We start from the raw sequence: 13,050 nt of genomic DNA, 5'->3' as shown, positions 1-13,050 counted from the left end.
TGTGATAATAATTATAAAATTGTATTGGTTTTTAGTAAAAATATATTGGAAACGATTCCGAATGGAGGTATATATGATGGACGTTTCAAAAAAATTAAAAGATGAGAAATATAGGACTTCAAAAAAGGTAAAGGATTTAAAAGAAAATTTTATTGATCATCTTAATTTAACTCTAGGGAAAGATTTTAAAAATGCAACGATGTGGGATAAGTTTTATGCATTATCTTTGGTAGTCAAAGATAGGGTTTTGGAAAGGTGGTTAAAAACTCAGAAAAAATACTATGAATCGAATGATGTTAAAAGGGTATATTATTTATCTATTGAATTTCTTATGGGCCGTCTTTTATACAATAATATATTAAATTTGAAAATTGATAAAGAAATAAAAAAAGCAATGGATGAAATTGGACTTAGCTTAGATGAGCTTTCTGAGATTGAGCCAGATGCAGGTCTTGGAAATGGTGGGCTTGGAAGATTAGCTGCTTGCTTTTTAGATTCAATTGCTACTTTATCATATCCGGGATACGGATATGGTATTAGATATGAATATGGTATATTTAAGCAACTAATAAAGGATGGATTTCAAGTCGAGGTTCCTGATGACTGGCTAAAAAACGGAAATCCATGGGAGATAGAGAGAAAAGATAGAGCAGTTAAAGTAAAATTTTTTGGTAGGACTGAAAGTTATAAGGATAAAGAAGGAAATACTCGATTTAGATGGGTAGATACATATGATGTAATAGCTCTTCCGTATGACACACCTGTCGTTGGATATGGTAATGACGTTGCAAATACATTAAGATTATGGTCTGCTAAGCCAATTACTGAGTTTGATTTTGATAATTTCCAAAAAGGAAATTATGTAAAAGCTGTTGAGTCTCAAGCAATAGCTGGAGCAATTTCAAAAGTGTTGTATCCTAATGATGCATTTTATGCAGGAAGAGAGTTGAGGTTAAAACAAGAATATTTCTTTGTTTCAGCTTCAATCCAAGATATTATTAGAAGATTTAAGTCTCAATTTGGTAATAATTTTGACATTTTTCCTGAAAAGAATGTAATCCAGCTTAATGATACTCACCCAGCATTGGCAATTCCAGAGTTGATGAGAATACTTGTAGATGAAGAATTTTTACCCTGGGAGAAAGCTTGGGAAATAACAACAAAAACTTTTGCTTATACTAATCATACTGTTATGCCTGAAGCATTGGAAAAATGGGAAGTCCATCTTTTAGAAAGATTGCTACCAAGACATTTAGAAATTATGTATGAAATTAATGCAAGGTTTTTAGATAATGTTTCAAAATATTATCCTGGAAATATTGAGAAGATTAGAAATGTTTCAATTTTTGAAGAAGGTCATGTTAAACAAGCGAGAATGGCTAATTTGTCTGTAGTAGGTTCATTTTCAATAAATGGTGTTTCAAAACTTCATACTGAAATATTAAAAGAACGTGTATTTAAAGATTTTTATGATATATGGCCAGAAAAGTTTAATAATAAGACGAATGGTATTACTCAAAGGAGATGGCTATTACAAAGCAATCCTGAACTCTCGAAGTTGATTACTGATACGATTGGTGATGAATGGATTGTTAATTTAGATCATCTTAAAAATTTGGAGAAATATGCAGACGATAAAGTTTTTTTAAATGAATTTTATAAAGTAAAACAAAATAATAAAATTAGATTATCAAATTATATTAAGAAAGAATTGAATATCGATGTGAATCCTGATTCTATTTTTGATGTTCAAGTTAAAAGACTTCATGAATACAAAAGACAATTGTTGAATGTAATGCACATAATTTATTTATATCAAACATTAAAAGAAAATCCTGGGCAAGATATATACCCACGCACATTTATTTTTGGTGCAAAAGCAGCTCCAGGATATAGAATGGCAAAATTAATTATAAAATTAATTAATAGTGTAGCAGATGTAATAAATAATGATAATGAAATTGCAGATAAGATAAAAGTAGTCTTTGTGCCAAATTATAATGTCTCTCTTGCTGAAATAATAATTCCAGCCGCAAATGTTAGTGAACAAATTTCGACTGCTGGTAAAGAAGCTTCTGGAACAGGAAATATGAAGTTTGCATTGAATGGAGCACTAACAATTGGAACTCTTGATGGTGCAAATATAGAAATAAAAGAGTGTGTTGGTGATGAAAATATATTCATTTTTGGATTAACTGCAGAACAAGTAGCAAAACTCAAGGAAAGCAGATTATATAATCCATATGAAATATATTTAAGAAATGAAAATATTAGAAAAATTTTAGATGCTATTAATAACGGATATTTTAATAAAAATGATCCAGAACTCTTTAAAGATATTTTCCAATCACTTTTGTTCGGTTTAAACGGAGCACAAGCAGATGAATATATGCTACTTGCTGATTTTGATAGTTATAAAACAAGACATAAAGAGATAGATTTTATATACAGAGATAAATATAGATGGAATAAAAAAGCGCTTTTGAATGTTGCACGGGTAGGTATGTTTTCTAGTGATAGAACTATTAGAGAGTATGCTAGAGATATTTGGAAAGTAAAAAGTATATAAATAATATCATTGCCGAGCTATTTAGCTCGGCAATTTTTATGCTAAAATAAATATTAGGAGGTGTTTAAATGCATAAAGAAAAGTATTTAATCCAATTTCAGAAAAATGAGATTACAGAATATTATGTTTATAAAAAACTTGCAAGTTTTTCTAAAAATAAGAGAAATAAAAACATTTTAATAAAAATATCAGACGATGAATTAAAGCATTATTATTATTTTAAAAAATACACAAATAAAGAATTAAGACCAAATATTTTTAAAGTATGGTGGTATACATTTTTGTCATTTTTATTTGGCTTAACTTTTGCATTAAATGCAATGGAAAAAGGTGAAGAATCAGCACAAAAAAAGTATAAAGAGTTTGTTGGAAAAGTACCTGAAATAAATAAAATAATTAACGATGAGAATGTTCATGAAAAAGAGCTTTTATCACTAATTGATGAAGAAAAGATAAATTATATAAGCTCAATGGTATTGGGATTGAATGATGCACTTGTTGAACTTACGGGAACGCTTGCTGGATTGACTTTTGCTTTTCAAAATTCAAGAATGGTAGCATTATCTGGAATTATTACTGGAATTGCAGCATCGCTTTCAATGTCTGCATCTGAATATTTATCTCAGAAAGCAGATAAAAATTCTCAAAATCCATTAAAAGCAGCTATATATACAGGAATTGCTTATATTTTAACGGTTATATTTCTTGTAATACCTTATCTTGTTTTTTCCAAACCAATGATTTCTTTATCTTTTTTAATTATAAATGCAATAGTTGTTATATTATTGTTTTCATATTTTGTTTCTGTTGTTCAAGAAAAAACATTTAAACAATATTTTTTAGAAATGTTTTTAATTAGTTTTGGTGTAATGATTGTATCATTTATTATAGGGATTATAGCAAAGAGATTATTCAATATTGAAATTTAGTCATTTTTATTTTTGTTTCTCAAAATTTCAATAATTAAAAACAAAATTAACACTATTATAGAATAAATGGAGTTAAGTGCTCTTGCTTGAGGGATTTTCCTTGAACTAAGAAGTCTATATATTGAAATGGAGAAAGTAGAAACCGGAGGGGTAGATAAGGTAATGGTTGCAGACATTTCTCCTAAAGAGAGAGTAAATGCATAAACAAAAGCGGTAAGTATATGATATTTCATTTGAGGAATTCTAATTTTGAAATTTAAAACAAATGAATTAGCTCCATCAATTAACGCTGCTTCTTCTGAAAACTCATCTAATGTTTTCCAACCACTGGAAATAATTCCGAAGACAATAGGAAGACTTATAAGTGAATAAATTATTGGTATAGCAATAAATTGACTTATTCCTATGGCAATATATGAAAAAGCAAGTGTTACAGGTGAAATTGCTGCAGGTATTAACATTATGTATTCAAGCTTAAATTTTTTTCTTATGTTATAAAAAGAAGCTATCATTGATATTAAAATTGTAAGTAGAGATGCAGATATTGAAAACATTAGAGTAAAAATAATCATCGATTGAAAACTAGTTCCAATATAGCGTTTAAGATCTATTGAAAATAATAACTTAAAATTTTCAATCCCAAATCCCCCACCATATTTAATAAAACCAGAAAGGAGTGAGTAAATAAGAGGAATAAATATAAATATAGTTGTTATTAATAGATAAAGATAACCCCAAATTGGGAATTTTTCTTTCAGAGCTTTTCCTGATAAGAATGTATGTCTTTCAAATGATAAAATATATGAAATGAGGGATATTAATATTATTTGCACAATTGATAAAGTTAGCGCACTTTTAAAATCAAACAAGATTTTTGTATACATATAAATAGCAACTTCAATAGTGGAATATTTTATACCACCTAATATTAGTACAACTGAAAAGCTTGTAAATGTATATACATATGTCAAGAGAAAGGCCTTTAAAATAGATGAAAGAATTAATGGAATTTCAATTTTAAAAAAGATTAATAAATTATTTGCGCCATCTAGTTTCGCAGATTCTATAATACTGGAATCTATTTTTTCCCAAGTTTCGCCAACTATACGGATAAAAAGCGGAAAATTGTAAAAAACATGACCTATTATTATAGCAGAAAAAGTATAAAGTAATCGTTGGTTAAAACCAAATAATTTAAGAAAATTTGTTATTATTCCATTATTTCCAAATGTCATTAAAAAACCTATGCTCATTGTTACTCCCGGTAAAATAAAAGGAATGGCTGACAGTATTCTAAAAGTGGATTTTAAATACTTATTCATTTTTGTTCTAGCGACGATATATGCTCCAGGAAGGCCTATAACGGTTGCTAATATAGATGAGATAAAAGCTTGGTAAATAGTGAATTTGATAATATTAAAATTATCCGAAATTGAGTCTATATTTATACCACCTATCTTTATAAATAAAAAAGTAAATGGGAGGATAACTCCTCCCATTATAAACGTAATTGGAATTAACCACCAATTACTTCTTTTGTCCATTCTTTTAAAATCCTTTCTTGATTCATATAAATATCTTCTTTTATTTCAAGAACTTTTTTTATTTCAGGAACATATTTAAAAGCTTCAGGTAACTTTACATTTGTAACAGGAAGCATCCATTGATTTAAAGGGACTTTTTCTTGAAAATCATCTGAAAGTAGAAATTCTATGAATTTTTTTGCAAGTTCTTCATTTTTGGCATTTTTTACGAGTGACGCATATTCTACTTGAACAAATGCTCCTTCATCTAAAATTACTGGAACGTATTTAACGTTACCATAGTAATAATAACTGTATGCACCATCGGTTGCATAGCTAACCATAATATCAGCTTCACCTGATTCTAACATTTCAAATGCTTCGTCCCATCCGGGGGTTATTGTCAATAAATTGTCTTTAAATTTTGACCAAAAATCTAGATATTTTTCATTAAATGCAGCAATAGTCCATAGAAGAAAACTAAGACCAGTGCTTGAAGTCCTAGGATCTTCAACAACGATTTTTCCTCTAAATTCATCTTTTAAAAGATCGTTAAAGCTTTTTGGTGGATTTTTAATTTTTTCTTTGTTATAAACAATAGCAATTGCACCAAAATCATATGGAGTACCGTATTCATTATACAATTCTGGATATTTTAGCAAGGATAAATTTTCAGGTTTAAACTTTTGAACTAGATCATTTTCAATGGCTCTAATTAATAATGCTTGATCAAGCCCAACTATTACATCAGCTTTAGGATTGTTTTTTTCAAGCATAAGTCTTGAAAGCACAGTTCCAGCATCGCCAAAAGATAAAAGTTCTACTTTACAACCATACATTTTTTCAAATATTGGAACAATTTCTTTACCAATGCCAGATACAAAACTGTCATATGTATAAACGACAAGTTTTTCTGCTGAAAATAAAATTACTGAGATAGTTAATATTAAATAAATAAGTACTTTTTTCATATAACCCCTCCTTTTAAAAAAAAATTCCCTCCTTGATCGGAGGGATTTTGCATCCCATCCCTCCGCCGGTATTACCCGGTTCAGGTTCTAAGGGTCGAAGGTTTCCACCTTCCTCTCAGCCCCGGATTTATGGAGCTCCCCTTGGGATATTTCTATTATACTATATCTTATAAAGTACATCAATAAAATATCCTCTATAATATGTTACTATAAAGTTAACTAAAAACTATCAGTTAAGTTAAGCGACAACTTTTACTTAACATTATTGTTACGTATAATTTTGAATAATTTTTCAATCGGCTACAAAAATTTAATTGAATTAGTAAAAAAGTATTATATACTAATGAAGGTGAAGGAAGGTGATTGAAGTTGTTTGAAGGTTTGCAAGAAAAACTTTCTAAAGCTTTTAAGACGCTTTCGGGAAAAGGAAAAATCACTGAAAAAAATATAAAAGAAGCAATAAAAATGGTAAAGCTGTCATTGCTAGAAGCTGATGTAAACTACAAGGTGGTAAAGGAATTTATTGCAGAAGTAACTGAAAAAGCTACTGGTGAGGAAGTATTAAAGTCCTTAACTCCGGATCAGATGTTTATTAAAATTTTAAGAGATGAATTAATTAGAGTTATGGGGGAAAAATCTCAATTAAGTCTTGTGCATTCACCCTCTTACATTATGATGGTTGGACTTCAGGGAAGTGGTAAAACTACATCGGCAGCAAAACTTGCAAATTTGCTTAAGAAAAAAGGAAAAAAAACATTTTTGGTTGCTGCTGATACATATAGACCTGCTGCTATAGACCAATTAATAACGTTAGGTAAGAAAATTGATGTTCCAGTGTTTTATGGTGATCGAAAAGATCCAGTTAAAATAGTTCGTGAGGCTATAAAAGAAGTTAAAGACAGTGGATACAATGTTGTAATTTTTGATACTGCGGGGCGTTTGCATATTGATGATGAAATGATGAATGAATTAGAAGAAATAAAGGATATCCTTAATCCAGATGAAATATTGATGGTTGTGGATGCCATGGCTGGCCAAGATGCTGTAAATTCGGCAAAGATTTTTAATGAACGGTTGGATGTTACAGGATATGTAGTTACAAAGATGGATGGAGATGCAAGAGGTGGTGTAATACTTTCGATAAGGTATATTACTAATAAACCTATAAAATTTATAGGAGTTGGAGAAAAGATAGAAGACTTAGAAGAGTTTCATCCTGAAAGGATTGCTAGTAGAATTTTAGGGCTTGGAGATGTTTTAAGCTTAATTGAAAAAGCTGAGCAAGAACTTGATAAAGATAAAATGCAAAAACTAGGCAAAAAGATGCTTAATGCAGAATTTACACTTGAAGATTTTCAGGAGCAATTAAAAGAGATAAAAAAGTTAGGTTCATTATCAAAAATTGTAGAGATGTTGCCTGGTAGTCCGAAAGTGGATATAAATCAAAGTGAAAAAGAGTTAAAAATAATTGAAGCAATAATTAATTCAATGACACCTGAAGAAAGAAGAAATCCAAAAATTTTAAATGCGAGCAGAAAAAAAAGAATAGCAAAAGGTAGCGGTACAAGTGTTCAAGAGGTAAATAAACTTCTTAAAAACTATGAGGAAATGAAAAAAATGATGAAAATATTTAAGAAAGGAAAATTACCATTCAATTTAAAAGGATTTAAAATTTAAAAAATTTGATGGAGGTGTTTAGAGTGGTAAGGATAAGATTAACTCGTATGGGAAAGAAAAAGCAACCATTTTACAGAATTGTTGTTGTGGATCAAAGAAAAAGAAGAGATGGTGCATACATTGAAAGTCTAGGTTACTATGATCCAATCAAGGATCCATATATTTTGAATGTTGATGTTGATAAGGCTGTAGAATGGATAATGAAAGGTGCACAGCCAAGTGATACTGTAAGAAATTTACTGAGAAAAGCAGGAGTGTTTAAAAAGGTTGATGAACTTAAGAGAACAAAGAAGGAGGAAAATAAATGAAAGAACTCCTTGAGTATATGCTCAAGGGGATTGTAAAAAATCCCGATGAGGTTGTCGTATTGGAATTTGAAGAAAGTGGGAAAAAGGTGTTTGAAATATCCGTTAATCCTGAGGATGTTGGTCAAGTTATTGGAAAAGATGGAAGAACAATAAAGTCAATAAAAATTTTGTTATCCTCTATAACGGATGAAAACAACTTTATTTTGAAGGTGGTAAGATGATAAATACTCTCCGAGAGCTTTTAAGCGGAAAGGTTGCAGTTGCAATTTTAGGAAAAACACATGGGCTCAAAGGAGAGTTAAAATTGCATCCATTCACTAATTTTCCAGAAATTATTGAGTCTTTGGAAGAGATTTTTCTTTATAATGAAAAAACAAAACAATTTATGGTTGCAACTGTAGAAAATTTAAGATTGGCTGATGGTTACTACATCATTAAATTAAATGGTGTCGAAAATGTTGAAAATGCTAGAAAATTTGTAGGCTCTAAAGTATATATCAATAAAGATGAACTGCCAAATTTATCGAAAGATGAGTATTATTTCTTTGAAATAGTTGGAAGTCAAGTTATTGATGAATCGGGAAAAGTTTTAGGTGTTGTTGATGAAGTCATACAAACAGGTAGTAATGATGTAATAGTAGTAAATAAAAATAAAGAAGATGAAATTTTGATACCTGTAATTTATGATTATATTATAACTTTAGACAAAGAAAATAAAAAAATTGTTGTTAAAGTACCGGAGTGGTTGGATTGAAAATTAGTGTTTTGACAATTTTTCCAGAAATGGTTGAAGTAATAAAAAAATATGGAGTTATTTCACGAGCTGTTCAAGAGAATAAAATAGAGATTAACATTTTTAATTTGAGAGATTTTACAAGTGATAAGCACAGAACTGTGGATGATTATCCTTTTGGCGGCGGTCCAGGAATGGTTATGAAGCCAGAGCCATTCTTTAGGTTTTACGACTTTTATGTTCAAGCTTTTGGAAAGCCTCATACAATTTTAACTAGTCCACAAGGAAGGACTTTCAATAATGATCTTGTCAAAGAGTTAAGTTTGAAAGAGAATTTATTAATAATTTGTGGTAGATACGAAGGAATTGATGAAAGAGTAATGGAATTAGTTGATGATGAAATTTCAATTGGAGATTATGTTTTAACTGGCGGAGAACTCCCAGCTATGGTAATGATTGATGCAATTTCTAGGTTTGTTCCTGGAATAATTTCTGAGGAATCTGTAATAGAAGAGTCTTTTAATACTGGTTTATTAGATCATCCTCATTATACGCGGCCAAGAGAATTTGATGGTAGAAAAGTTCCAGAAGTATTATTAGAAGGTAACCATGAGAAAATTGAACTTTGGAGAAGGAAGATGTCTTTGAAAAAGACTATAAAAAGAAGACCGGATTTATTTTTAAAGAAAGAATTTGATGAAGTTGATAAAATGGCTTTGCTTGAACTTTTCAAGGAGTTGATTAATAATGTTAAGTAAGGTGTATATTGCTTTAATTCATTATCCTATATTAGGCAGAGATGGTAAAATAATTTCAACAGCAGTGACGAATTTAGATATACATGATATTGCACGAACAAGTAGGACATATAAGATTAAAAAATATTATTTAGTTAATAATCTGCCTGCACAGCAAGATATTGTAAAAAAGGTTTTAGAATATTGGAGAGAAGGATTTGGAAAAGAGTATAATCCAAATCGTTCTGAAGCACTTTCATTAGTTGAATTAAAAGCTTATTTTGAAGATGTAGTAGAAGATATTGAAAGAATAGAAGGGCAAAAACCTATTATAATGTTTACTTCTGCTAAAATGCGAGAAAATACGATAAGTTTTGAAGCTGGAAGAAGAATGGTGCTTGAATCAGAAAAACCTATTTTAATATTGTTTGGAACAGGTTGGGGAATGCCCAATGAGATATTGTCCAAATGCGATTATGCGTTAGAACCAGTAAGAGCAAAAAGTGATTTTAACCATTTATCTGTTAGAGCAGCAGTTGCTATTATTCTTGATAGATTAATTGGAGAAAATGTATAGTATAAAGGGAGGGATTAACATGAGTATGGATAACCTTGTTAGAATTATTGAAAAAGATCAGATTAAGGATGTTCCAGAATTTAGACCTGGTGATACAGTAAAAGTTTATGTTAGATTTAAAGAAGGAAACAAAGAAAGAACACAAGCATTTGAAGGAATTGTAATTTCTATGAGAGGTTCTGGCATTAGCAAAACTTTTACAGTTAGAAGAATTGGTGCAAATGGTATTGGTGTAGAAAGAATTTTCCCATTGTATGCTCCAATAATTGAAAAGATTGAAGTTGTTAGAAGAGGAAAGGTAAGAAGAGCAAAATTATACTATTTAAGAGAAGTACGCGGAAAGGTGAAAATTAAGGAGAGAAGGTAATTAACAATGAAAAAATCTCCTAAAGAAATTGCCAAAGAAGTTGTGATTACGCTTTTGTATGCAATTGTTGCGGCAACCATTATTAGATTATTTGTTTTTGAAACTATGTTGGTCCCCACAGGATCTATGATCCCAACGATTAATATTGGGGACCGCCTTTTTATTGAAAAAATTACATATCAAGCGAGTGAGCCAGAAATTGGTGAAATCGTGGTATTTTGGACTCCATTTAGGGATGAAAGAGCAGAGCAAATGTTAAGAGCATTTGACAAGTTTATGGATTTATTCGCTCCATCAAAATTTAAGGGACATGTAAAATATGTAAAAAGATTAGTTGCTAAAGAAGGAGACATAATTACTTTAAAGAATGTAGATGGTAACTGGAAATTATTTGTTAACGGCAAAGTTCCAGAAAACTTAAAGAATGTTAATTATCAACCTGATGGTATTTTTAAATATCCTAATTTGTGGAAATATTTAGATCAAGCAAGTAGGTTAAGAGATAATAAAACTGAATATAGAAATTTTTTATATAATATCGCACTTAAAAATGGAGCAGAGCTTGCAAATACTATATTCAGTATAATTGGTGGGATGTATCCTGTCCCATATGGAATACCATATCATGAATATGTAGATGAATATTTAAAGCCAAAGAATGTTGATTTTGATGATTATGTATGGACTGAAAATGGACAGGTTTATATTAAAATTCCAGAAGGTTTTTACTTTTTCATGGGCGACAATTCAAAAGAAAGTTTAGACAGCAGATATTTTGGTTTTGTTCCAAAAGAAGCAGTGATTGGAAGACCTATATTGAGAATTTGGCCTTTCCAAAGTTTTGGGCCAGTTCAACCATTGCCAAAATTAAATAACTAATTAAAATTAATGGAAATAGTCTGAATGAGTTATAGAAATTCTAAAAAAGCCCCATCCTATTTATATTGGATGGGGTTTTGTAGTGATATTTTATGAAACAACTTTTATGAAAAACAATTATTATTGAATTAATACAACTTTTTCAACTGCTTTTTCAGCAATGATTTTTTTAGTTCCAGCTCCATGTGATATTAGTTTGAATAACTTATCTGAATTTAAAACATTAATTCCTGCAAGTAATTTAACTGGAAAAACATTGGGAACTAAAGTAGTTGAAGGTCCAACAATTGCAACCTTATCAGTTTTTACATAATTTAGTATCCAATCTATAGAGCCATTTACAATTGCAGAACCTGAGATAACAACAACTGAACATTTGGGAAGTAGATCAACTATAGCCCAATCAGGTAAAATTTCATCACTACCTTTTCTATTTCTATCGAATATTAATATATCCCAAGCTTTAGGCTTCCATAGGTTTATTAAAGGATCAATTCGACCTATAAAACCTACTGTATCATCAAGATTAACATTAATATATTGACTTAAATCACCTAGAGAATACATACTTTTAATTTCATTAGTTGAAAATACGGCATTTAATGTTGCATAAGCAACAGATCTTATTAAAGGATCAGGAGAAAATAGACCAATATTTAGAACCTCTTTTACTCTCATTCCTGGATTTATCTTGCTTACTGGATTTCCAAAATCACCAGTACATTTGAAAAACTCCTCACATTTTCCGAGAGTATCTTCACGTAATGTATAGCTTACACCGCATCTTCCATCACTTAATAAAGCTGCTGAGAGACCAAGACCTATTATGTAATCTTTAAGTGTTTCATTGTTAATATATTTAAGAGCTTCGTCGTATAATTTTTTAGAAAATGTCAGAATAATCACCCCTATTTTTCGACTTTCCCTTTAATATAATACCAAACATATAAATCAAATTTTCCAGGACATTCACCAAATTCATTTGAAATTTCATTAAAAATTTTCTCAATTTCAAGGTATCTTTTTTTACTCCATGATTTTGGAATTTCATGAATATATTTATATTTATGCAGAATTCTTAAAATATGCTTATCTAAAATAGCAACTTCACAAAAACCTATATTTCTTAAAAAGTGTGAAGCTTCTTTCCATCCAATACCTTTTATATTTTTTACAAGATATTCCCTTATGGTATATACATCATAGCTCTTAATAAGATCGATTAACTTTCCTACAATCCACCTATTTTCATATATATATTTTGCGCGAGCTTTAGGAAAACGATGCCCGACTTTTTTTAAGGCTTTTTCAAGATCAGAGAGTGAAAGGGTATAGAATCCATCTCCAATTTCTTTTTGGGCTTTAATACCACCGGAAGCAGACCAGTTTGCAGTCAAAACGCAAAAGGATAACTCAGAAAATAATAAGAGCTCATCATTACTGTTTTTTAATTTTAAAAATTCATTCCAACGATTTTCAACAAGTTCTTTTGCATCAAAATAAATTTTTTTAATTTCTTCAACCATAGAATCACCGCTTTATTCAAATATGTATAGCCCACTTACCTTCAAAAGCACCAAGAAGTGTTTCAGTCAGTGTTGGATGTGGATGTATTGCTTCTGCTATTTTTTCTGTTGTCATTTCATATTTTACTCCCAACACTCCTTCCATTATCATATCCGTTGCGTTTGCTGACACTATCGTTACTCCCAATACCTTCCCCGTTTCTTTTTCTTCTATTACCTTTGCAAATCCTAATTTCTCTTCCATTGTTCTTGCC

The 13,050-nt window shown here is 30.0% G+C and carries 15 protein-coding genes and 1 riboswitch; of the genes, 10 read left to right on the top strand and 5 right to left on the bottom strand.

All coding sequences use genetic code 11. The annotated features are described in order from the left end of the window. Nucleotides 1–76 precede the first annotated feature (76 nt). Nucleotides 77–2,569: a glycogen/starch/alpha-glucan phosphorylase gene (locus JG780_RS04570; RefSeq protein ID WP_287569355.1), complete on the top strand. Its 2,493-nt coding sequence runs from the start codon at nucleotides 77–79 to the stop codon at nucleotides 2,567–2,569. Between the two features lie 68 nt (nucleotides 2,570–2,637). Next, nucleotides 2,638–3,498 (top strand): VIT1/CCC1 transporter family protein, encoded by an 861-nt coding sequence (locus JG780_RS04565; RefSeq protein ID WP_287569354.1) that lies wholly within the window; start codon nucleotides 2,638–2,640, stop codon nucleotides 3,496–3,498. Here the strand turns inward: JG780_RS04565 and JG780_RS04560 are convergent. Together JG780_RS04560 and JG780_RS04555 are read right to left on the bottom strand one after the other, a co-directional pair. Beyond that, nucleotides 3,495–5,042, bottom strand: coding sequence for an ABC transporter permease (locus JG780_RS04560; protein ID WP_287569352.1), 1,548 nt, complete (start codon nucleotides 5,040–5,042; stop codon nucleotides 3,495–3,497). The genes JG780_RS04565 and JG780_RS04560 overlap by 4 nt on opposite strands. Further along, complete coding sequence (locus JG780_RS04555) at nucleotides 5,015–5,992, bottom strand: thiamine ABC transporter substrate-binding protein (RefSeq protein WP_114703124.1); 978 nt, start codon at nucleotides 5,990–5,992, stop codon at nucleotides 5,015–5,017. Before JG780_RS04555 ends, JG780_RS04560 begins: the two co-directional genes overlap by 28 nt. A gap of 40 nt (nucleotides 5,993–6,032) precedes the next feature. Beyond that, nucleotides 6,033–6,144: riboswitch (TPP riboswitch) on the bottom strand. A 217-nt stretch (nucleotides 6,145–6,361) separates the two neighbouring features. Between JG780_RS04555 and ffh the strand changes: the two genes are divergently transcribed. From ffh to lepB, 8 genes are read left to right on the top strand one after another with little or no spacing between them, the layout of a single operon-like run. Then, complete coding sequence (ffh, locus tag JG780_RS04550) at nucleotides 6,362–7,669, top strand: signal recognition particle protein (RefSeq protein ID WP_287569372.1); 1,308 nt, start codon at nucleotides 6,362–6,364, stop codon at nucleotides 7,667–7,669. A 23-nt stretch (nucleotides 7,670–7,692) separates the two neighbouring features. Beyond that, nucleotides 7,693–7,977 (top strand): 30S ribosomal protein S16, encoded by a 285-nt coding sequence (gene rpsP, locus JG780_RS04545; protein ID WP_004103399.1) that lies wholly within the window; start codon nucleotides 7,693–7,695, stop codon nucleotides 7,975–7,977. Continuing rightward, nucleotides 7,974–8,198 carry a KH domain-containing protein gene (locus JG780_RS04540; RefSeq protein WP_004103397.1) on the top strand — a complete coding sequence of 75 codons (225 nt, stop codon included), beginning with the start codon at nucleotides 7,974–7,976 and terminating at the stop codon, nucleotides 8,196–8,198. The genes rpsP and JG780_RS04540 overlap by 4 nt, the downstream gene beginning before the upstream one ends. Then, nucleotides 8,195–8,731 (top strand): ribosome maturation factor RimM, encoded by a 537-nt coding sequence (gene rimM / locus JG780_RS04535; RefSeq protein WP_004103395.1) that lies wholly within the window; start codon nucleotides 8,195–8,197, stop codon nucleotides 8,729–8,731. The genes JG780_RS04540 and rimM overlap by 4 nt, the downstream gene beginning before the upstream one ends. After that, nucleotides 8,728–9,468 carry a tRNA (guanosine(37)-N1)-methyltransferase TrmD gene (trmD, locus tag JG780_RS04530; protein WP_287569350.1) on the top strand — a complete coding sequence of 247 codons (741 nt, stop codon included), beginning with the start codon at nucleotides 8,728–8,730 and terminating at the stop codon, nucleotides 9,466–9,468. Before rimM ends, trmD begins: the two co-directional genes overlap by 4 nt. Then, nucleotides 9,458–10,024: an RNA methyltransferase gene (locus JG780_RS04525; RefSeq protein WP_287569349.1), complete on the top strand. Its 567-nt coding sequence runs from the start codon at nucleotides 9,458–9,460 to the stop codon at nucleotides 10,022–10,024. Before trmD ends, JG780_RS04525 begins: the two co-directional genes overlap by 11 nt. Nucleotides 10,025–10,043: 19 nt before the next feature. After that, nucleotides 10,044–10,391 carry a 50S ribosomal protein L19 gene (rplS, locus tag JG780_RS04520; RefSeq protein WP_012579323.1) on the top strand — a complete coding sequence of 116 codons (348 nt, stop codon included), beginning with the start codon at nucleotides 10,044–10,046 and terminating at the stop codon, nucleotides 10,389–10,391. A gap of 6 nt (nucleotides 10,392–10,397) precedes the next feature. Next, a complete protein-coding gene (lepB, locus tag JG780_RS04515) occupies nucleotides 10,398–11,270 on the top strand; it encodes a signal peptidase I (RefSeq protein ID WP_287569348.1) in 873 nt (290 codons plus the stop codon). A 120-nt stretch (nucleotides 11,271–11,390) separates the two neighbouring features. Here lepB and JG780_RS04510 read toward each other — a convergent pair whose 3' ends face one another. The 3 genes from JG780_RS04510 to JG780_RS04500 all read right to left on the bottom strand — a co-directional run. Then, on the bottom strand, nucleotides 11,391–12,176 hold the full coding sequence (locus JG780_RS04510; protein ID WP_012579321.1) for a Rossmann-like domain-containing protein: 786 nt from the start codon (nucleotides 12,174–12,176) through the stop codon (nucleotides 11,391–11,393). Between the two features lie 2 nt (nucleotides 12,177–12,178). Then, nucleotides 12,179–12,796, bottom strand: coding sequence for an N-glycosylase/DNA lyase (locus tag JG780_RS04505; RefSeq protein ID WP_012579320.1), 618 nt, complete (start codon nucleotides 12,794–12,796; stop codon nucleotides 12,179–12,181). A 16-nt stretch (nucleotides 12,797–12,812) separates the two neighbouring features. Continuing rightward, nucleotides 12,813–13,050 (bottom strand): oxidoreductase dimerization domain-containing protein (locus JG780_RS04500; protein ID WP_503005317.1); only part of this gene is annotated, 238 nt, incomplete at its 5' end.

The sequence above is a fragment of the Thermosipho sp. (in: thermotogales) genome, from assembly GCF_020054775.1.
Classification (GTDB): domain Bacteria; phylum Thermotogota; class Thermotogae; order Thermotogales; family Fervidobacteriaceae; genus Thermosipho; species Thermosipho africanus.
The sequence above is the reverse complement of the archived record's forward strand: the minus strand, read 5'-3'. Positions and strand labels throughout refer to the sequence as shown.